This window comes from Nocardioides zeicaulis (assembly GCF_042432345.1).
GTDB lineage: Bacteria > Actinomycetota > Actinomycetes > Propionibacteriales > Nocardioidaceae > Nocardioides > Nocardioides zeicaulis.
In genome coordinates this window covers 2,619,134-2,637,114 of record NZ_JBHLXH010000001.1, presented here as the reverse complement: position 1 = coordinate 2,637,114, position 17,981 = coordinate 2,619,134, and the positions used below count along the sequence as shown (strand labels likewise).

The following is a 17,981-nucleotide window of genomic DNA, read 5'->3' as shown; positions in this document are numbered from 1 at the left end:
CGGGGCATCCCGCCGCCGGTGTGGCGCTCAGCCCAGCGCGGTGCGCAGGCGGGTCTCGTCGACGCGCCAGAAGTCGTGCTGCCGGCCGTCGACGAACGTCACCGGGACCTCCTCGCCGAAGCGGTCCTCGAGGTCGTCGTCGGCAGTGATGTCGACCTCCTCGAAGGACTCCCCCAGGTCGGCGCAGACCCGCTCCACGACCGCGCGGGCGTCGTCGCACAGGTGGCACCCGGGACGGGTGTAGAGCGTGACCCGGGGGGTGCTCATTCCAGGATCCCGAGGTGGCGGCGGCGCTCGAGGCCGCGGAGCATCCCCTTGCGCACCTTGCCGGTGACGGTGAGCGGCAGCGCGTCCACCACCTCGACGCGGCTCGGCTGCTTGAAGCGGGCGAGCCGGTCGCCGCAGTAGGCCCGCACCGCCTCGACGACGGCGTCCGGGGCCGCGCCAGGGGCCACGACGTAGGCCACGACGGCCTCGCCGGTCTGGTCGTCGGGCACCCCCACGACCGCGGCCTCGGTGACGCCCTCGACCTCGCGGAGCACGTCCTCGACCTCGGTGGGGTAGACGTTGAAGCCGCTGACGATCACCAGCTCCTTGACCCGGTCGACGAGGAACAGGTCGCCGTCGGGGTCGATGAACCCGACGTCGCCGGTGGCGTACCAGCCGTCGGCGTCGGGGCCGTCGGAGCCGTCGGGCCAGTAGCCGCTGAACAGGTTCGCGCCGCGCACCTGGATCTGGCCGGGGTCCTGGAGGTCGGCCACCTGGCCGGTCTCGTCGACCAGGCGCAGCTCGATGCCCGGCAGCGCGGCGCCGACCGAGCCGGGTCGCGGGGCGCGGCTGCAGAGCGTGGAGGTGACCACCGGCGAGGCCTCGGTGAGGCCGTAGCCCTGGTGGACGGGCACGTCGGCGCGGGCGGAGAACTCCTCGACCACCTCCGGCTCGAGGGGCGCCGAGCCCGACAGGACCAGGCGCACCGGGCCGAGCCGCTCGCGCAGGTGCTCGTCGGGGAGCCAGTGGGCGAAGACCGGGGGCGCGACCGGCACGACGCTGCAGGCCTCGTCGTCGATGACGTCGAGCACCGCCTGCGGCTCGAACTGCTCGACGAGCACGAGTCGCGCCCGGTGGCGCAGCACGCCGCCGAGCACGGCGTTGAGGCCGTAGACGTGGAAGAGGGGCAGCACGCCGAGGACGACGTCGTCGCCGTGCATCATCGGCGGCTCGACGGCCGCGACCTGCTCGATGTTGGCCAGCAGGGCGCGGTGGCTGAGCATCGCCGCTCGAGGCTGGCCCGAGGTGCCGCTGGTGTAGAGCAGGGCGGCCAGCTTCTCGGGGTCGGGCAGCGGCGGCACGGGGCGTACGACGTCGGCGCGCAGCGCGTCGTGGGGCAGCTCACCCGGGCCCGGCTCGGCGCCGACCACCACCAGGTGCGGGGCGTCGTCCCCCAGCTCGGCGAGCGCGGCACGCACCACGTCGAGCGAGCCCTCGTCGGCGACGACGAGGCGGGTGCCGGAGTCGACCACCATGCGGCTCACCTCGCCCGACGCCGAGCGGGGATTCACCGGCACCGCGACCACCTGCGCGCGGAGCACGCCGAGGTAGGTGGTGACGAACTCGAGGCGGTTGCCGAGCGCGATCATCACGCGCTGCCCGGCACGCACGCCGTGCTGGCCGAGGCCGGTCGCGACGCGCGCCACCTCGTCCTCCAGGGCGGCCCAGGTCAGCGACCTGCCCGAGGACTCCAGCACCGCCTGGCGGTCGGGCACCTCGGCCGCGGCCTCGGCCACGAGGGCGGAGATGTCGTTGCGCGGCATGACGCGATCCTTCCACAGCTAGTCTGCTCGGGTGACCCCGTCGGAGCGTCCCCGCCTCAACCTGACGCAGCGCTCGCGGCTCGCCGGTGAGGCCGCCGCGGCGTCCGCCGAGGTGGAGACGGCGCTCAGCACGCCCCACGACTCGGTCGCCGCCGCGTTCTTCGACGTCGACAACACCGTCATGCAGGGCGCCAGCATCTTCCACCTCGCCCGCGGGCTCCACCGGCGCGAGTTCTTCACCACCCGCGAGATCCTCTCGGCGGCCTGGAAGCAGGCCTACTTCCGCATCGTCGGCGTCGAGGACCCCGAGCACGTGGCCGAGGCGCGCCACTCGGCGCTGTCCTTCATCGCCGGCCACACCACGACCGAGCTCGAGGAGCTCGGCGAGGAGATCTTCGACGAGGCGATGGCCCACCGGATCTGGCCGGGCACCCGCGCGATGGCGCAGATCCACCTCGACGCCGGCGAACGGGTCTGGCTGGTCACCGCCGCCCCGATCGAGATCGCCAGCATCATCGCCCGGCGCCTCGGCCTCACCGGCGCGATGGGCACCGTCGCCGAGCACGTCGACGGCGTCTACACCGGGCAGCTCGTCGGCGACCTGCTCCACGGACCGGCCAAGGCCGAGGCGGTCAAGGCGCTGGCCGCCCGCGAGGGCCTCGACCTCTCGGCCTGCTCGGCCTACTCCGACTCCTACAACGACCTGCCGATGCTCTCCCTCGTCGGCGACCCCTGCGCGATCAACCCCGACGCCCGGCTGCGCGCCCACGCCCGCGCGCAGGGCTGGCGGGTCCGCGACTACCGCACCGGCCGCAAGGCGGCCCGGGCCGGCCTCACCGCGGCCGCGGTCGCCGGCGCCGTCTCGGGCGCAGTGGCGGCCGGCCTGGGGGTCCGCGAGCACCACCGCAGGACGGGCTGAGCCTGTAACCCGTAGTTACTCACGGGTTCACAAGTGCTTCGCGGCGTCCTATCGTGGACGATGCAGTCACTGGGAGGGACGCCATGCCACGGCACGACGACGCGCGCACGCTCGAGCAGGGGCTCGAGGAGCTCCGCCGTGCCGTCGTGGACGCCCTCGGCCCCCGCGTCCTCCTCATGGCCGGCGCCACCGTGCCCGGCGCACCCGGTGCCCCGGGCGCGCCCGGCGCCCCGACCGGCGGCTCCGGGCCGTCGTACGGCGACGAGGAGCAGGCGGCGTCGTCGGAGGTCGACGCAGCCGAGCGCGAGCGCCTGATCGCCCTGGTGGAGCTCGCCCGCGCCGGCGACAAGGACGCCTTCGGGATGCTCTACGACCACTACCAGCCCGCGGTCTACCGCTTCCTCTACTACCGCACCCGCTCGCAGACCCTCGCCGAGGACCTCACCTCCGAGACCTTCTTCCGCGCGCTGCGCAGCATGAACAGCTTCCGCTGGCAGGGCCGCGACTTCGCCGCCTGGCTGATGACGATCGCGCGCAACCTCACCACCGACCACTTCAAGGCGGGGCGCACCCGCCTGGAGATGGCCACCGAGGACATGACGCCGCACGACGACGCCACGGAGGGCCCCGAGGAGGCCGTCCTCGCGGGCCTCACCAACGAGGTGCTCCTGCGCGCGCTCACCGAGCTGCCGAGCGAGCAGCGCGACTGCCTGGTGATGCGCTTCCTGCAGGGCCTGTCCATCGCGGAGACGGCGAAGGTGCTCGACCGCAGCGACGGCGCCGTCAAGCAGCTGCAGCTGCGCGGCGTGCGCAACCTGGCCAAGCTGGTGCCGGAGGGGTGGAGAGACGCGTGACACACCCCGTAACCCCCGCTGCTCCTGCCTCGTTCGTCCGGTGGGGAGAACCCACCAGCAGCACCACTGAGACAGGACGAGCCCGATGACACCCGCCTTCTCGGCACGCCGTCGCGCCGACGAGCTCGAGGCCCTCCTCTCCCGTGCCCCGGGGACGCCGCTCGACGCGCGCGACCTCGAGCGCCACGGCGAGCTCCTCCGCGTCGTCGCCGACCTGCGGGCGCTGCCCGAGGTGAGCGCGCGGCCCGAGTTCGTCAGCGACCTGCGCGAGCGGCTGATGGCCGAGACCGACACCGTCCTCGTACGCCGCCCTGCCGCGCCGGAGCGCCTGGCGATGCCCTCCACCGCGGCGCCGCGACGCCGCGGCCTCGCGGTCGTCCTCGGCAGCGCCGCGATGGTCGGCGCCGCCGCGACGATGGCGGTCGCCTCGCAGGGCGCCCTGCCCGGCGAGTCGCTCTACGGCGTCAAGCGGGGCATCGAGTCCGCCCAGGTGCGCCTGGCCGACAGCGACTCCGAGCGCGGCCGCGCGCTCCTGGCGCAGGCCCGCACGCGCCTCGACGAGCTGGAGTCGCTGGCCGCCGAGGACCGCGCCCCCGAGGCGCTGGTGCCGGAGACCCTCGACACCTTCACCCGCCAGTCCAGCGAGGGCATGCGCAGCCTGATCGCGGCCTACGACGACGGCGGCAGCCGCGGCGACGTCCAGCACGCCCGCGACTTCGCGGCCACGAGCATCGCGCGCCTCGAGACGCTGCAGACGTCGCTGCCGACCAGCGCCCGCGACGCGCTGGTCGCCGCCGGGCGCGCCCTCACCGACCTCGACCTCGAGGCCGGCGACGCGTGCCCGGCCTGCGGGGGAGGCGTCACCACGACGCCGGAGTTCCTGCTCTCGGGTGCGCCGGTCGACCTGATGTCGGGCCTCGACACCGACGACGTCCAGCTCGAGGCCGCACCGGTGTCCGGCCAGGACCTCAGCGGCGTCACCGTGCCGCCCCAGCTGCAGACCGGCGTCGCGCCCACGGCGGGCGGCGTCCCCACGGGTGCCCCCACCGGCGGACCCACCGGCGGACCGTCCGGCGGGCCCACGCCGACGCCCACCGGCCCGGTGCCGACCCTGCCCTCGCCGACGCCCACCAAGGGCGGCGGCCAGGACCCGGTGACCGAGCTGACCGACGGGGTGACCACCACCGTCACCGGCACCACCTCCACCGTCATCACCGGCCTCGACGACGCCACCGGCGGCGCGATCGGCGGCCTGACGGGCACCCTCGACGACGCGACCGGCGGGCTGATCAACGACGTGACCGGGACCGTGAACGGCGCCACCGGCAACCTGCTGGGCGACGCGACCGGGGGCCTGCTGCCCTAGCGGTCCCCGCCGCGGCGGGTCCGCCGGCAGGCGTCAGCCGAAGACGCCGTCGCGCTCGCGCAGCAGGTCGAACAGCGTGTGCTGGATGGTCTCGCGCACCTGGTCGGTGACGTTGAAGACGAGCATCGGGTCCTCGGCCTCGGCGGCGTCGTAGGAGTCGGTACGGATCGGCTCGCCGAACTCCAGGATCCACTTGGAGGGCAACGGCACCAGGCCGAGCGGCCCCAGCCACGGGAAGAACGGCGTGATGGGGATGTAGGGCACGCCGAGCAGGCGGGCCAGCGACGGCACGTTGCCGACGAGGGGGTAGATCTCCTCCGCGCCGACCACCGACAGCGGGATGATCGGCACGCCCGTGCGGAGCGCGGCCGAGACGAAGCCACCGCGCCCGAAGCGCTGCAGCTTGTAGCGCTCGCTGAACGGCTTGCCGATGCCCTTGAACCCCTCGGGCCACACGCCGACCAGCTCACCCCCGGACAGCATCCGCTCGGCGTCCTCGTTGCAGGCCAGGGTCGCGCCGCTCTTGCGGGCCAGGGAGCTGACCACCGGCAGCCGGAAGACCAGGTCGGCGCCCAGCGGGCGCAGGAAGCGCCCGGCGTGGTCGTGGACGGTGAGCATCGTCATCAGCCCGTCGACCGGGACGGTGCCGGAGTGGTTGGAGACCACCAGCGCGCCACCCTCGGCGGGGATGTTCTCCAGCCCGCGCACCTCGAGCCGGAACCACTTCTCCGCCACCGGACGGAGCGCGGTCATGAAGAAGCGCTCGGTGAGCTCACGGTCGAAGCCGTAGTCGTCGACCTCGTAGTCGCCCTCGAGGCGCCGGCGAACGAACGCCATCAGCTCGGCCAGCCGACGCTCCCAGTCGTCGCCGAGGACCTCCTGCGCCGCCCCCTGCAGGGCGGCCAGCCACTCGCCGAGGGGGATCCCGGTCTCGGGGACCCGCTCGTCGGTCGTGGACGCCGGGCGGGGTGCGGCGCCCACCTCGGGGGCCGGCTCCGCGGACGCGTCGGGGGCAGGCCCCTCCGCGGCAGGCTTCGGGGCCGCGGGCTTCCTCGTCGCGGACTCGTTCGTCACGGACTTCTGGGGTGCGGACTTCTTCGCTGTGGGCCGGGAGGCCGGCGTGCCGGCGCTGCGCGGGGCGAGGTCGCGCGCCGCGGCGGACGGACGGGCGCGGCCCGTGCCGCGACCGGGACGGCCACCCGTCCCGATCGGGATCACCACCGCGTCCTGGCGGGCGCCGTCCTGCGCCTCCTCAGCCACCGACGGCCTCCCGGTGCCGGTGCGGGGCGACGGAGTCGCAGAAGTCGGCGAACGCCTCCGCGGTCGTGTACCGCGGCTCGAAGCCGAGCTCGGTGCGCATCCGGGTGGTGTCCACACCACGACCGTAGGTCAGGAACCCCAGCTGCTCGGGCGAGAAGTCCGACAGGCGGGCCTGGCGCATGGTGGCGCCGAGCCGGCCCACGGCGAAGCTGGGCAGCGACACCGAGGGCGTGCCGAGGCGACGTACGGCCTGGGACAGGGTGAGCAGCCCGTCGCCGGCGACGTTGAAGGTGCCGGAGACGTCGGTGGTCACGGCGTGGCGCAGGACGCGCATCAGGTCGTCCTCGTGCAGGAACTGCATGCGCGGGTCGAAGCCGAGCACGCGCGGGACGACCGGCAGCCGGAAGTAGTTGGTCAGCGGGCTCGCGACCCCGGGCCCGACCACGTTGGCGGCGCGGACCATGGTCACGTCGACGTCGGGACGCCGTCGTGCGAAGCCGCGGACGTAGCCCTCGATCTCGTAGACGTCCTTGGCGTAGCCCGAGGAGGGCAGGCGCTTGGGCCCCATCTCCTCGGTGAACATCGCCGGGTCGCGGGGGCCGGAGCCGTAGACGGTGGTCGTCGACTTCACGACCAGGCGCCGGAGGGTCGTCGACTTCTGGCACGCCGCGAGCAGCTGCATGGAGCCGATGACGTTGAGCTCCTTCATCGTGCCGCGACCGCCCGCAGACCCCGGGGTCGCGATGACGCTCATGTGGACGACGGTGTCGACGTCCTCCTTGGCGAGCACCTTCGCGATGACGGGGCTGCGGATGTCGGCACGGACGAAGGAGACGTCCCCGATGTCGCCCCGCGGGGGGACGACGTCGACGCCGATCACTCGCTCGATGGACGGGTCGCGGGCCGCGGCGCGCGCGAAGCGTCGCCCTGTGTCCCGGGAGATCCCGGTGACCAGCACGACCCGACCCATGGGCGAGGGGGTGTTACTTGCCGAGCTTGCGGCGCTGGACGCGCGTCTTCTTGAGCAGCTTGCGGTGCTTCTTCTTGGCCATGCGCTTGCGCCGCTTCTTGATGACAGAACCCACGGTGAGACCTTCCCTTTCGGCCGACGCTCGTCGGCCGGACCCGCACACCCTACTGGGGAGGCGCGGAGAGGGTGGAATCGAGTCTCCCGGGCGGCCCGGACGCGTCCGGGCCCGGGTTAGCCCGCGTTGTAGAAGCTCTTGCGGAGGTACTCGTTGACGTCGTCCTCCGTGACGCGGAACGAGCGGCCGACGCGAACCGCGGGCAGCTCGCCGCCGTGGACCAGGCGGTAGACCGTCATCTTCGAGACGCGCATCTTCGATGCCACCTCGGCGATCGTCAGGAAGTGCGCCTCGGACATGTCGCCGGGGGTGTTCTCAGCCATGGGGCCACCGATCCTTCTGAGCGGTGACGGCGCCGGCTTCCCCACCGGCGTCACAGGCGTACCGCTTCTGGTGAGAATAGGGCTCGCGTGACGCGTGGGGAAGAGGAATGCCAGAGAAACTTGTGGGACTACGGCGTGTCGACTTGCCTCCTCGATCCGCCGTCTTCCGGGACTGCTACGGGAGCGGGTCGAGGCCGTGGAGGGGAAAGACCTCCATGCGGGTGGCGTGGATCGCCCGGTCGAGCCAGGTCTCGGGGTCGTAGCCGCCCGACCAGTCGCGGTAGGCCGGCGTGCGCCCGTCGGTCATCCGGTGCGGCGCGTCCGCGCCCAGCACCTGCTCGACGTGCTCGCGCCAGGCCGGCGGGGTCGCCAGCTCGGGATCCAGCGGGTGGCCCGACGCGATCGCGAGCAGGTGGGTCCAGGCGCGGGGGACCACGTCGACCACCGAGTAACCGCCGCCGCCGGTGACCACCCAGCGGCCGCCCGCGACCTCGTGGGCGAGCTCGTGGAGGGCGAGGTACGCCGCGCGCTGCCCGTCGACGCTCAGCATCATGTGGGCCAGCGGGTCGTTCATGTGGGAGTCGCAGCCGTGCTGGGTGACCAGCACCTGGGGGCGGAACTCGCGCAGCACGGGCGGGACGACGGCGTGGAACGCGCGCAGCCACCCGGCGTCGGACGTGCCCGGCGGGAGAGCGACGTTGACGGCCGTTCCCTCCGCGCCGGGGCCCCCGGTGTCGGTCGGGAAGCCGGTGCCGGGGAACAGCATCTGCCCGGTCTCGTGAAGGGAGACGGTGAGCACGCGCGGGTCGTCGTAGAAGACCTTCTCGACGCCGTCGCCGTGGTGCACGTCGATGTCGACGTAGGCCACCCGCTCGGCGCCGTCGGCGAGCAGCTGCGTGATGCCGACCGCGACGTCGTTGTAGATGCAGAAGCCGCTGGCCCGGTCGGGCATCGCGTGGTGGAGCCCGCCGGAGATGTTGACCGAATGGAGCGACTCCCCGCTCCACACCTGTCGCACCGCCTCGAGGGTCGCGCCGACGACGTGGGCGCTGGCCAGGTGCATGTCCTCGAAGACCGGGTCGTCCTCCGTGCCGAGGCCGCGCCCGGCGTCCTCGTAGCCCGGGGTGCTGCCCGCGCGCGTGACCGAGGCGATGAGTCCCGGGTCGTGCACCGTGGCGATCTGCTCGTCGGTGGCCACCGGGGCGTCGACGCGCACCAGGCGGTCGAGCACGCCCAGCTCGTCGGCCAGCCGCATCGTGAGGTCGACCCGCACCGGCGACATCGGGTGCGTGGGCCCGAAGTTGTAGGCGGTGAGCGTCGGGTCGAACACGACTGACGTGGGCCCGGCGCACTCCATGCGGCGGACGTTACCCCCGCACCGGCCGCTGTCCGCGCACCGGACGTCTTGAACATGTTCAGAAACTCTGGCACGCTTGTTTTGAACACGTTCAACAAAGGAGACGCTGTGCCCGGCTACCGACCCGAACCGCTCTGGATCCCCGCAGGCCTGATCGCCGGCGGGCTGAGCGGGGGTGCCGTCGGCACCATCGTCCTCGGCCTCGCCCTCGCGCTGGACGATCCGGGCGAGGTCGTGGTGGGCGCCACCATCGGTGCCGTCTACGGCGCACCCGTGGGCGCGGCCGTGGGCCTCGCCGTCGGCGTGGCCATGACCTTCCTGGTCGGCAGCCACCTCGGCCGGGCAGCGGCCCGCCGCCGGGCCCGCACGCTCGGTCCGGCAGCGACGCTCGTGGCGCTCGGGGTGGCCGTGCCGCCCTTCCTCGGCTGGCTGTCCGTGCTGGTGCTGCCCGTAGGCGTCGCCCTCGCCGTGCCGCTCTCGACGTGGATCGGCGGCTTCACGCCCGACGAGGCCCGGTCGTGAGCGGGGTCGACCCGGCCCGCCGGGTGGTCTGGGTCCCCCTCGGCGGCTTCCTCGGCATCGCGGCGGGGGCGGCGATCGGCGCACTGGTCGGCGTCCAGCTCGCGTGGACGGACCCGCTGCTCGGGGGCGGCGTGGGCGTCGCGTTCCTCGGCCTGGTCCTCGGAGGCTTCTTCGGCGGCGTCGTCGGGCTGTTCGTCGGGGCCGAGCTGCTGCTCCTGGTCGGGGTCGTCGAGCAGGGCGAGGTGCTCCGGCGACGGGCGTACGCCTGGGGCGTCGTGCTGGCGCCGCTGACGGTGCTGGCCCTGCCTGCTGCGCTCACCGCTGCCTGGGGCACGAGTCCCGACCTCTCCTGGCCGACGAGCACCGAGGAGTGGGCGCTGGCGTGGCCGGTGCTGGCCGCCTCGCTGCTCGGGGGTCCGCTCGCGCGGAGGGTGGTCTCCTAGGGTGGCAGCCGTGGCGGAGAAGAGGTCGACCAAGGCGGAGCAGACCCGCGCCGGGATCGTCGAGGCCGCGCTGACGCTGTTCCGCGCGGGCGGCTACGACGCGACCACCATGCGCGCGATCGCCGACGAGGCCGGGGTGTCGCTCGGCAGCGCCTACTACTACTTCTCCGGCAAGGAGGAGCTCGTGCAGGCCTTCTACGACCAGCTCCAGGCCGAGCACGCGCTCGCCGCGGAGCCGGCCTACGAGGCGACGGCGTTCGCCGACCGGCTGCGCGGGGTGATGGAGGCGTTCCTCGACCTCGCGGCGCCGTACCACGACTTCGGCGGCCAGTTCTTCCGCAACGCGGCCGACCCGCGCTCGCCGCTGTCTCCGTTCTCCGCGCAGTCGGCGCCGGCGCGCGAGGCCAGCACCGCGCTCTTCCGACGCGTCGTCGAGGGCTCCGACCTCAAGGTGGCGCCCGCGCTGCGCGAGGAGCTGCCGGAGCTGCTGTGGCTGCTGCACATGGGCGTCGTGCTCTTCTGGGTCCACGACGACAGCGAGGGGCAGCGACGCACGCGAGCACTCGTCGCGGGCGTCGTGCCCCTCGTGGACCGCGCGGCCCGCCTGACCCGGCTGCCGCTGGTGCGGGGCCTGGTCGACGACGCGCTCGTCGTGGTCCGTCAGCTGCGCGGCGCCTGACTCAGCTCAGCCGGCCGGTCTGGGCGAGCGAGGTCATCTGCTCGACGGTGATGCTCGGCGAGGCGAGCCCGACCAGCCGGCCCTCCCACCGCTGGGGCGACTCGACGAACATCGACACGGTGCCCGTGGCGGGGTCCTGGCCGACCCACACCTTCGCGGACGCACCCTGCTCGAGCTCGACCGGCTGCGCCCAGGCGGGGAGCTCGCCGGGGTCGTACTCGCGCAGGAACTGGTCGTCGAGGGCGGGGTCGCCGGCACCGCGCTCGTAGCTGAAGGTCATCCCGGCCAGGTGGATCTCCTCGGTGACCGTCCCGGCGGCGGAGCGGGAGGGGCCGACGGGGTCGGCCGGGCCCGCCGGTGAGGGGGCGGCCGTGGCCGCACCGGGCGTCGCCGGCGGTGCCGGGTCGCCGAGCGAGCCCGCCACCAGGACGGCGGCCGCGACGGCCCCCGCCGCGGGCAGGGCCACCAGTCCGGGTCGCGCCCAGACCGGGCGGGTCCGCAGCTGCGGGACCGGGCCGTCGTAGGTCATCTCGCGGGCGTCCAGGCGGAACGCCTCGCCCAGCTGTCGGGTCAGGTCATCGTCGGTCAGCATCGCTCAGCTCCTGCTCGGTGGTGAGTGCGGCCCGGAGTCGCTCCAGGGCGCGCGCGGTCTGTGACTTGACGGTCCCCGTCGAGCACCCGAGCGCCGCCGCGGTGTCGGCGACGCTGAGGTCGTCGAAGTAGCGCAGCACCAGCACCGCACGCTGACCGGGCGGCAGCTGCCGCGCGGCCCGGAGCAGCTCGTCGCGGTCGGCCACCCCGTCACGCACGGGGACGGCCACGTCGGCCTCGAGCGGCGCCTCACCCGGCCGGCGGCCCTGGCTGCGCCACCGGTCCTTGGCGAGGTTGACCACCACGCGCCGGGCGTACGCCTCGGGTGCGGTCCGCGCCGACGGCCACCGGCGCGCCGTGCGCAGGAGGGCCGTCTGCACGAGGTCCTCGGCGTGCCCGCGGTCCCCGCACAGCAGGTAGGCCGTGCGGAGCAGCCGGTCGGAGGACCGGCGCACGAATGCGTCGAAGGCAGGCTGGTCGCCCCGGGAGATCATCGGGTCTCGTCTCTCGTCACACCCACCAGGACTCCGGTGGCGGCGAGGGGGTTGTCAGGAACCCTCGGCGAGCTCGCGCGAGCGGTTGCGCGCGGCCTCCATCGCGGCCAGGAACGCCGCGCGCACCCGGTGGATCTCCAGCTCGCGCAGCGCCGAGGCGGTCGTGCCGCTCGGCGAGGTGACCTGCTCGCGCAGCACCACCGGGTGGGTGCCGGTCTCGCGCAGCATGGCGGCCGAGCCGACGAGCGTCTGGACGACGAGCTCGGTCGAGGTGGCGCGCGGGAGGCCGAGGTGGACGCCGGCCTCGATCATCGACTCGACGACGAAGAAGATGTAGGCGGGACCCGAGCCGGAGATGGCGGTGACCGCGTCCATCTGCTTCTCGGGGATCCGCAGCACCTTGCCGGTCGAGGCCATCAGGTCCTCGACCTCGGCGAGGTGGGAGTCGTCGCAGTGGGAGCCGGGCGAGATGGCGGCCATCCCCTCGTCGACCAGCGCCGGGGTGTTGGGCATGACCCGGACGACGGCGACGCCCTCCGGCACGCGCGACTCGATGAAGCCGGTCGTGATGCCGGCCGCGAGCGAGACGACCAGCTGGCCTGCGCGCAGCTCCGGGGCGATCTCGGCGAGCACGTCGGCCATGTCCTGCGGCTTGACCACCAGCGCGACCGTGTCGGCCTTCGCGGCCGCCTCGCGGTTGGACACCACGGCGACGCCGTAGCGCTCCTCCAGCTCGGCGGCGCGCTCGCTGCGCTTCTCGCCGACCATCAGCTGGTCGACGCGGCGCCCGGCCCGGACCAGCCCGGACAGCAGGGTCTCCCCCATCACGCCGGCGCCGATGATCGCAGTGCTCATGCCCGCAATCTACTGCTCCGGCTTCGGACTCACTTCTTGCTGATCAGGGAGCGGGCGAAGAAGGCGAGGTTCTGCGGCTTCTCGGCCAGGCGGCGCATCAGGTAGCCGTACCACTCGGTGCCGTAGGGGATGTAGACCCGCACGGTCTCGCCGGCGGCTGCGAGGCGCTTCTGCTCCTCGGGGCGGATGCCGTAGAGCATCTGGAACTCGTAGGTGCCGGCGTGGCGGCCGAAGCGGCTGGCCAGCGACGAGGCGATCTGCACCATCCGCGGGTCGTGGGTGGCGATCATCGGGTAGCCCTGGCCGCCGAGGAGGACCTTGAGGCAGCGGACGTAGGACTTGTCGATCTCGAGCCGGTCCTGGAACGCCACCGACTCGGGCTCCATGTAGGCGCCCTTGCACAGCCGCACCCGCGAGCCCTCGTAGGCCAGGGCACGGCAGTCGGCCTCGGTGCGGTGCAGCATCGCCTGGAGCACCGCGCCGGTCTCGGGGAAGTCCTTGCGCAGCTCGCGGAGGATCGACAGCGTCGAGTCGGTGGTGGTGTGGTCCTCCATGTCGAGGGTCACCGTCGTGCCGGCGTTGCGGGCCGCGCGGCAGATGTCGCGGGCGTTCTCCAGCGCCACCTTGTGGCCGTTGTCGGGCAGGAACTGCCCGATCGCGCTCAGCTTGACCGACACCTCGGCGTGGCCCGAGAGCCCGCGCGCGGTCAGGTCGGCGAGCAGCTCCTTGTAGGCCGCGACCGTGGCCTCCGCCTGGGCGGCGTCGGTCGTGTCCTCGCCGAGGAAGTCGAGCGTGACCCGGAGGCCGTCGTCGACGAGCCCGGAGGTGGCCTCGACCGCGTCGTGCGTGGTCTCGCCGGGGACGTAGCCGGTCACGATCCCGCTGGAGACGGGCATGGTCGAGACGAGCTTCTTCACCGCCTGGCTGCGGGCGAGGAGGAGGATCGGCTGGCGGAGCAACGACATGCTCCGAAGGCTACGCCGACCTCCACCGGACCTTCACACCTCCTCCACCCGTCGCACCCGGGTCGACGCCTAGCGTCGGGACATGACCTCGACCTCGACGCCGACCTCGCGCTACGTCCTCGCCGTCGGCGCCTCGCTCGGCACCGTCCTGTTCCTCCTGCTCGGCATCGGCGCCCTCGGGATCGTCGGCGACGGCAGGCACGACGCGATCTACCTTGCGGCGCCGGTCGTCGCGCTGCTGGTGGCGCTCGCCAGCAGGTTCCGACCGCACGGCATGGCGCTCGCCCTCGGGTGCGCCGCACTCACGACCGTGGCGGCAGGAGCGTGGTCCGTCGGCCTCGTCATCACCGACCGGGTCGGCGCGTCGGTGACCGACGTGGTGATGCTCACCGTGATGTACGCCGTGCTGTTCGCGGCGGCCGGCTGGCTGTTCCTCCGCGCCGACCGCGACGTCACGGCGTCCGACGCCTGAGCGTGGCCGCGCCCAGCGCGAGCGCGGCGAGCGCGAAGCAGGCCACCACGCCCACCGACGACCACACCTCGCCCGTGGCGCTCGTGCGTCCGAGGTCCTGCATCGCGTCGACGGCGTACGACATCGGCAGCACGTCGCTCACCGCCTCCAGCACCCCGGGCATCGTCTCGCGCGGGACGAACAGCCCGCACAGCAGCACCTGGGGCAGCACGAACGCGGGCATGAACTGCACCGCCTGGAACTCGGTCGTGGCGAACGCGCTGACCAGCAGGCCCAGCGCCGTGCCGAGGACGGCGTCGGCCACCGCGACCACGCCGAGCAGCCAGACCGGGCCCTGCACGTCGAGGCCGAGCAGCCCGACGCTGACCGCGACGGCGAGCGCGGACTGCAGGGCGGCCAGCAGGCCGAACGCGAGGGCGTAGCCGAGCAGGAAGTCGAGCCGGCCCATCGGCATGGTCAGCAGCCGCTCGAGCGTGCCGGACGAGCGCTCGCGCAGGGTGGTCACGCTGGTCACGAGGAACATCACGATGAACGGGAACATCGCCAGCAGCCCGGGACCGAAGCGGTCGAACACGCCACCTCGCTGGTCCTCGAGCATCCACCACAGCAGGCTGATGAGCGCGCACGGGACGAGGAGGAGCATCGCGAGCGTGCGTTGGTCGCGCCGCACCTGGCGCAGCACCCGGCCGGCGACCGCGAGCGTGACGCGCGCGCTCATGCCGGGGCCCCCGCGTCATCGACCAGGCGCAGGAAGGCCCCCTCGACGTCGGCGGCCCCGGTGCGGGCACGCACCTCGTCCGGGGTGCCGTCGGCGATGACCCGCCCCTCGCGCATGAGGAGCAGGCGGTGGCAGCGCTCGGCCTCGTCCATGACGTGGCTCGAGACCAGCACGGCCGCCCCCTCCTCGGCGATGCGGTGGAAGAGCGCCCACAGGTCGCGTCGCAGGACCGGGTCGAGGCCGACCGTCGGCTCGTCGAGGACCAGCAGGTCCGGGCGGCCGAGCAGCGCGACCGCCAGGCCCGCGCGGCTGCGCTGCCCGCCGGAGAGCCGGCCGACCACCTGGTCGCGGTGGTCGCCGAGCGCCACCGCGTCGACCGCCTCGTCCACCGCCGCACGCCCGACCCCGAGGACCCGGGCGAAGAAGGCGAGGTTCTCCGCGACCGTCAGGTCGTCGTAGACGCTGGCCGCCTGGGTGACGTAGCCGACCCGGGTGCGCAGCGAGGCGCTGCCGGCCGGCTCCCCCAGCACCCGCACCTCACCCGACCGCACCCGCTGGGCGCCGACGAGGCAGCGCAGGAGCGTCGTCTTCCCGCACCCGCTCGGTCCCAGCAGCCCGGTGACGCCCGGCGCCACGTCCAGCGAGATGCCGGGCAGCACCTCGCGCCCGCCCCGTACGACGACGAGGTCGCGGACCTCCACGACGTTTTTCATCATGTGTTGAATTGTGCGCCCGGGGCGCGGCGTGGTCAAGGCCCGAGCGGTGAGCCAGACACGTTCCGGGCCTGCAGAACCTGCCTCACTCACCGCTCGGAGGACGCACAGCGCCCCAGCGGTGAGCCAGACGTGTTCTGGGCGTGCAGAACCTGCCTCACTCACCGCCCCAAACAGTGGGTACGGGCGTACGACGCCTACGGCAGGTCGCCGGTGAGGTAGTGCTGCAGCACCGGGGCCATCCGGGCGACGAGGTCGTCGGCGGGCATGGCGGCCATCGCGGGCAGCCCCACGACGTAGCGGGTGACGATGAGCCCGACGACCTGGCTGGCCACGAGCGGGACCCTGACCTCGGGGCGGTCGGCGACGAGCTGGGCGAGCACCGGTCCGACGACGACGGGGATGAAGCCCTCCTTGAGCAGCGACCCGCCGCCCTCGGCGAGCACCGAGCGCACGACGGCGAGCAGCCGCACCTGGAGGTCGGGGTCGTCCCACACCGCGAGGAACGCGCGCAGGAACCGCTCCCCCGCCCCGTCCGGACCGGCCGCGACGACGGGCGCGAGCACCTCGCGCGGGTCGACGGGCAGCTCGAGAGCGGCGAGGAAGAGGTCGTCCTTGGTGCCGAAGTAGTGGTGCACCAGCGCCGGGTCGACGCCGGCCGCCGAAGCGACGGCGCGGATCGTCGTACCTCGGAAGCCCTTGCCGGCGAACGACTCCCGGGCGGCGGCCAGCACCTCGGCGCGGGTGTCGGGCGCGCCCGGGCGGCGACCGCGCACGGCGCGGCCGGAGGTCACGGCGTGCCCACCCCGAGGTGCGCGCGGGCGAACTCCAGCGACTCGCGGAGGTCGGCCTCGCGCTCGGTGCGGTCGGCGCTGCGGCGGGTGTTGATCTCGAGGACGACGTGCCCGGTGAAGCCGGTGCCGGCGAGGTGGCGCAGGAACCCGTCGGCGTTCATCACCCCGCGCCCCGGCACGAGGTGCTCGTCCTTGGCCGAGCCGGTGCCGTCGGTGAGGTGCACGTGGCGCAGCCGCTCGCCGAGCCGCTCGGCCATCGCGACGACGTCGCTGCGCGCGATCGCGGCGTGGGAGAGGTCGACGGTGGTGTTCGCGTAGTCCTCGTCGCTGGGGTCCCAGCCGGGGAGGTACATCTCCATCCCGCGGCGCGAGGTCGCGCGCCAGGGGTACATGTTCTCGACCGCGAAGGCGATGCCGGTGCGGGCCTCGAGCGAGGCGATGCCCTCCACGAACCCGGCTGCGTAGTCCTTCTGCCAGCGGAACGGCGGGTGCACGACCACGACGTCGGCGCCCACCGCGTGGGCCATCTCGGCGGACCGCTCGAGCTTGACCCACGGGTCGGTGCCCCACACCCGCTGCGTGAAGAGGAGGCAGGGCGAGTGGATCGCGCAGATCGGTACGCCGTGGTGCTCGCTGAGCCGCTGCACCGCGTCGACCTGCTGGCTGAGCGAGTCGATGCCGACCATCACCTCGACGGCGTCGTAGCCGACGCTGGCCGCCCACCCGAAGGCGTGCGCGGTCGACTCGGGGTAGACCGAGGCGGTCGACAGCCCGATCAGCGGAGTCGTCGGAGAGGACATGGTCAGCGCTGCCTGGTGACGACCGAGATCTGGTCGAGGCGCTCGAGGATGACGCCCTCGCGCAGCGCCCACGGGCAGATCTGCAGCGCGGGCAGGTCGAAGATGTCCATGCAGGCCTCGGCGACCAGTGCGCCGGGCACGATCTGGTGGGTGCGGCTGGACGAGACGCCGGGCAGCGCGGCCAGCTCCGCGTCGTCCATCTCCATCAGCTTGGGGATCCAGCCCGACAGCGTCTCGAGCTCGAGCGAGCGCGGCACGAGCGGTCCCTCGCCGCTGGGCGCGGCGCCGCAGATGCGCGCGAGCGAGCGGAACGTCTTCGACGTGGCCGCGGCCGTGTCGGGCACACCCGGGCGCAGCAGGTGGCCGGCGTCGCGGGCGATCTCGGCGCGCACCTGCCGGCGCAGGTCGCGCACGGCCTCCTCGGACGGGCGCCCGCCGCCGAACCACGACCTCGCCATCCGGGCCGCGCCGAGCGGGAGCGACCAGGCCACGTCGGGGCCCTCGTCGGTGCCGCCGGCGATCTCCAGCGACCCGCCGCCGATGTCGAACACGGCGAGCCGGCCGGCCGACCACCCGAACCAGCGGCGTACGGCGAGGAACGTCAGCCGCGCCTCGTCCTCACCGGAGAGCACCTCCAGCGCGACGCCGGTGTGCTGCTCGACGTGGGCCAGCACCTCGTCGGAGTTCACCGCGTCGCGCACCGCCGACGTCGCGAAGCCGAGCATCTCCTCGCACCCCTTGTCCTCCGCGATGCGGGTCGCCGAGGCGCAGAAGTCGGTCAGCGCGTCGACACCGGCGGGGGTCACGGCGCCCTGCTCGTCGAGGTGCTCGGCGAGCCGGAGGGGCTGCTTGTGCGAGGAGGCCGGGAGCGGCGCGGCACCGCCGTGCGCGTCCACCACCAGCAGGTGGCCGGTGTTGGAACCGATGTCGAGGACGCCCAGGCGCATGCCCGCCACGCTA

General features: G+C 73.6%; 23 protein-coding genes. 7 read left to right on the top strand and 16 right to left on the bottom strand.

All coding sequences use genetic code 11. From position 1 onward, the window contains the following. Positions 1–27: 27 nt before the first annotated feature. Together ACFFJG_RS12955 and ACFFJG_RS12950 are read right to left on the bottom strand one after the other, a co-directional pair. On the bottom strand, positions 28–267 hold the full coding sequence (locus tag ACFFJG_RS12955; RefSeq protein WP_378519145.1) for a glutaredoxin family protein: 240 nt from the start codon (positions 265–267) through the stop codon (positions 28–30). Next, a complete protein-coding gene (locus ACFFJG_RS12950; RefSeq protein WP_378519144.1) occupies positions 264–1,811 on the bottom strand; it encodes a class I adenylate-forming enzyme family protein in 1,548 nt (515 codons plus the stop codon). Before ACFFJG_RS12950 ends, ACFFJG_RS12955 begins: the two co-directional genes overlap by 4 nt. A gap of 31 nt (positions 1,812–1,842) precedes the next feature. Here ACFFJG_RS12950 and ACFFJG_RS12945 point away from each other — a divergent pair, with 31 nt between their 5' ends. The 3 genes from ACFFJG_RS12945 to ACFFJG_RS12935 all read left to right on the top strand — a co-directional run bounded on the left by ACFFJG_RS12945 (position 1,843) and on the right by ACFFJG_RS12935 (position 4,950). After that, positions 1,843–2,730 carry an HAD family hydrolase gene (locus ACFFJG_RS12945; protein ID WP_378519143.1) on the top strand — a complete coding sequence of 296 codons (888 nt, stop codon included), beginning with the start codon at positions 1,843–1,845 and terminating at the stop codon, positions 2,728–2,730. Positions 2,731–2,813: 83 nt separating this feature from the next. Next, positions 2,814–3,584 carry a sigma-70 family RNA polymerase sigma factor gene (locus ACFFJG_RS12940; protein WP_378519142.1) on the top strand — a complete coding sequence of 257 codons (771 nt, stop codon included), beginning with the start codon at positions 2,814–2,816 and terminating at the stop codon, positions 3,582–3,584. Between the two features lie 85 nt (positions 3,585–3,669). Beyond that, positions 3,670–4,950, top strand: coding sequence for a DUF5667 domain-containing protein (locus tag ACFFJG_RS12935; RefSeq protein WP_378519141.1), 1,281 nt, complete (start codon positions 3,670–3,672; stop codon positions 4,948–4,950). 33 nt (positions 4,951–4,983) lie between these two features. Here the strand turns inward: ACFFJG_RS12935 and ACFFJG_RS12930 are convergent, their stop codons facing one another. The 5 genes from ACFFJG_RS12930 to ACFFJG_RS12910 form a co-directional block, all read right to left on the bottom strand. Next, positions 4,984–6,210 (bottom strand): lysophospholipid acyltransferase family protein, encoded by a 1,227-nt coding sequence (locus ACFFJG_RS12930; protein WP_378519140.1) that lies wholly within the window; start codon positions 6,208–6,210, stop codon positions 4,984–4,986. After that, complete coding sequence (locus ACFFJG_RS12925; RefSeq protein WP_378519139.1) at positions 6,203–7,180, bottom strand: NAD-dependent epimerase/dehydratase family protein; 978 nt, start codon at positions 7,178–7,180, stop codon at positions 6,203–6,205. Before ACFFJG_RS12925 ends, ACFFJG_RS12930 begins: the two co-directional genes overlap by 8 nt. A gap of 13 nt (positions 7,181–7,193) precedes the next feature. Further along, entirely contained in the window at positions 7,194–7,295 is a 102-nt protein-coding gene (locus ACFFJG_RS12920; RefSeq protein ID WP_008356322.1) for a 30S ribosomal protein bS22, read from the bottom strand. Positions 7,296–7,411: 116 nt separating this feature from the next. After that, positions 7,412–7,618, bottom strand: coding sequence for a helix-turn-helix domain-containing protein (locus ACFFJG_RS12915; protein ID WP_121141967.1), 207 nt, complete (start codon positions 7,616–7,618; stop codon positions 7,412–7,414). Positions 7,619–7,793: 175 nt separating this feature from the next. Further along, positions 7,794–8,975, bottom strand: a complete 1,182-nt coding sequence (locus ACFFJG_RS12910; RefSeq protein ID WP_378519138.1) for an acetoin utilization protein AcuC — start codon at positions 8,973–8,975, stop codon at positions 7,794–7,796. A 108-nt stretch (positions 8,976–9,083) separates the two neighbouring features. On the opposite strand from ACFFJG_RS12910, the gene ACFFJG_RS12905 reads away from it, so the two are divergent. Genes ACFFJG_RS12905 through ACFFJG_RS12895 form a run of 3 tightly spaced genes read left to right on the top strand, consistent with a single transcriptional unit; the run spans position 9,084 to position 10,619 of the window. Next, on the top strand, positions 9,084–9,497 hold the full coding sequence (locus ACFFJG_RS12905; RefSeq protein WP_378519137.1) for a hypothetical protein: 414 nt from the start codon (positions 9,084–9,086) through the stop codon (positions 9,495–9,497). Next, complete coding sequence (locus tag ACFFJG_RS12900) at positions 9,494–9,940, top strand: hypothetical protein (protein ID WP_378519136.1); 447 nt, start codon at positions 9,494–9,496, stop codon at positions 9,938–9,940. Before ACFFJG_RS12905 ends, ACFFJG_RS12900 begins: the two co-directional genes overlap by 4 nt. A gap of 10 nt (positions 9,941–9,950) precedes the next feature. After that, positions 9,951–10,619: a TetR/AcrR family transcriptional regulator gene (locus tag ACFFJG_RS12895; protein WP_378519135.1), complete on the top strand. Its 669-nt coding sequence runs from the start codon at positions 9,951–9,953 to the stop codon at positions 10,617–10,619. Between the two features lies 1 nt (position 10,620). Here the strand turns inward: ACFFJG_RS12895 and ACFFJG_RS12890 are convergent, their stop codons facing one another. Genes ACFFJG_RS12890 through ACFFJG_RS12875 form a run of 4 tightly spaced genes read right to left on the bottom strand, consistent with a single transcriptional unit; the run spans position 10,621 to position 13,524 of the window. Further along, positions 10,621–11,211: a hypothetical protein gene (locus ACFFJG_RS12890; protein WP_378519134.1), complete on the bottom strand. Its 591-nt coding sequence runs from the start codon at positions 11,209–11,211 to the stop codon at positions 10,621–10,623. Continuing rightward, positions 11,195–11,704 carry a SigE family RNA polymerase sigma factor gene (locus tag ACFFJG_RS12885; protein WP_378519133.1) on the bottom strand — a complete coding sequence of 170 codons (510 nt, stop codon included), beginning with the start codon at positions 11,702–11,704 and terminating at the stop codon, positions 11,195–11,197. Before ACFFJG_RS12885 ends, ACFFJG_RS12890 begins: the two co-directional genes overlap by 17 nt. Before the next feature lie 54 nt (positions 11,705–11,758). Next, positions 11,759–12,559, bottom strand: coding sequence for a pyrroline-5-carboxylate reductase (proC, locus tag ACFFJG_RS12880; protein ID WP_378519132.1), 801 nt, complete (start codon positions 12,557–12,559; stop codon positions 11,759–11,761). Positions 12,560–12,588: 29 nt separating this feature from the next. Further along, positions 12,589–13,524 (bottom strand): proline dehydrogenase family protein, encoded by a 936-nt coding sequence (locus ACFFJG_RS12875; RefSeq protein ID WP_446686229.1) that lies wholly within the window; start codon positions 13,522–13,524, stop codon positions 12,589–12,591. Between the two features lie 82 nt (positions 13,525–13,606). Here ACFFJG_RS12875 and ACFFJG_RS12870 point away from each other — a divergent pair, with 82 nt between their 5' ends. Then, complete coding sequence (locus tag ACFFJG_RS12870) at positions 13,607–13,996, top strand: hypothetical protein (protein ID WP_378519131.1); 390 nt, start codon at positions 13,607–13,609, stop codon at positions 13,994–13,996. Here the strand turns inward: ACFFJG_RS12870 and ACFFJG_RS12865 are convergent. From ACFFJG_RS12865 to ACFFJG_RS12845, 5 genes are all read right to left on the bottom strand, one after another. Then, positions 13,977–14,714, bottom strand: coding sequence for an ABC transporter permease (locus tag ACFFJG_RS12865; RefSeq protein ID WP_378519130.1), 738 nt, complete (start codon positions 14,712–14,714; stop codon positions 13,977–13,979). The two genes, ACFFJG_RS12870 and ACFFJG_RS12865, sit on opposite strands and share 20 nt — an antisense overlap. Then, positions 14,711–15,430: an ABC transporter ATP-binding protein gene (locus tag ACFFJG_RS12860; RefSeq protein ID WP_378519129.1), complete on the bottom strand. Its 720-nt coding sequence runs from the start codon at positions 15,428–15,430 to the stop codon at positions 14,711–14,713. Before ACFFJG_RS12860 ends, ACFFJG_RS12865 begins: the two co-directional genes overlap by 4 nt. A 194-nt stretch (positions 15,431–15,624) precedes the next feature. Further along, positions 15,625–16,221, bottom strand: a complete 597-nt coding sequence (locus ACFFJG_RS12855) for a TetR/AcrR family transcriptional regulator (protein ID WP_378519128.1) — start codon at positions 16,219–16,221, stop codon at positions 15,625–15,627. Then, a complete protein-coding gene (locus tag ACFFJG_RS12850; RefSeq protein WP_378519127.1) occupies positions 16,218–17,021 on the bottom strand; it encodes a sugar phosphate isomerase/epimerase family protein in 804 nt (267 codons plus the stop codon). Before ACFFJG_RS12850 ends, ACFFJG_RS12855 begins: the two co-directional genes overlap by 4 nt. Before the next feature lie 2 nt (positions 17,022–17,023). After that, a complete protein-coding gene (locus ACFFJG_RS12845; RefSeq protein ID WP_378519126.1) occupies positions 17,024–17,968 on the bottom strand; it encodes a Ppx/GppA family phosphatase in 945 nt (314 codons plus the stop codon). Between the last annotated feature and the right edge of the window lie 13 nt (positions 17,969–17,981).

Coding starts and splice junctions, on each gene's coding strand:
- ACFFJG_RS12850 (WP_378519127.1), bottom strand. CDS start 17,021: ATGTCCTCTCCGACGACTCCGCTGATCGGGCTGTCGACCGCCTCGGTC.
- ACFFJG_RS12950 (WP_378519144.1), bottom strand. CDS start 1,811: ATGCCGCGCAACGACATCTCCGCCCTCGTGGCCGAGGCCGCGGCCGAG.
- ACFFJG_RS12875 (WP_446686229.1), bottom strand. CDS start 13,524: ATGTCGTTGCTCCGCCAGCCGATCCTCCTCCTCGCCCGCAGCCAGGCG.
- ACFFJG_RS12845 (WP_378519126.1), bottom strand. CDS start 17,968: ATGCGCCTGGGCGTCCTCGACATCGGTTCCAACACCGGCCACCTGCTG.
- ACFFJG_RS12955 (WP_378519145.1), bottom strand. CDS start 267: ATGAGCACCCCCCGGGTCACGCTCTACACCCGTCCCGGGTGCCACCTG.
- ACFFJG_RS12870 (WP_378519131.1), top strand. CDS start 13,607: ATGACCTCGACCTCGACGCCGACCTCGCGCTACGTCCTCGCCGTCGGC.
- proC (WP_378519132.1), bottom strand. CDS start 12,559: ATGAGCACTGCGATCATCGGCGCCGGCGTGATGGGGGAGACCCTGCTG.
- ACFFJG_RS12940 (WP_378519142.1), top strand. CDS start 2,814: ATGCCACGGCACGACGACGCGCGCACGCTCGAGCAGGGGCTCGAGGAG.
- ACFFJG_RS12915 (WP_121141967.1), bottom strand. CDS start 7,618: ATGGCTGAGAACACCCCCGGCGACATGTCCGAGGCGCACTTCCTGACG.
- ACFFJG_RS12925 (WP_378519139.1), bottom strand. CDS start 7,180: ATGGGTCGGGTCGTGCTGGTCACCGGGATCTCCCGGGACACAGGGCGA.
- ACFFJG_RS12910 (WP_378519138.1), bottom strand. CDS start 8,975: ATGGAGTGCGCCGGGCCCACGTCAGTCGTGTTCGACCCGACGCTCACC.
- ACFFJG_RS12935 (WP_378519141.1), top strand. CDS start 3,670: ATGACACCCGCCTTCTCGGCACGCCGTCGCGCCGACGAGCTCGAGGCC.
- ACFFJG_RS12890 (WP_378519134.1), bottom strand. CDS start 11,211: ATGCTGACCGACGATGACCTGACCCGACAGCTGGGCGAGGCGTTCCGC.
- ACFFJG_RS12860 (WP_378519129.1), bottom strand. CDS start 15,430: ATGATGAAAAACGTCGTGGAGGTCCGCGACCTCGTCGTCGTACGGGGC.
- ACFFJG_RS12885 (WP_378519133.1), bottom strand. CDS start 11,704: ATGATCTCCCGGGGCGACCAGCCTGCCTTCGACGCATTCGTGCGCCGG.
- ACFFJG_RS12865 (WP_378519130.1), bottom strand. CDS start 14,714: ATGAGCGCGCGCGTCACGCTCGCGGTCGCCGGCCGGGTGCTGCGCCAG.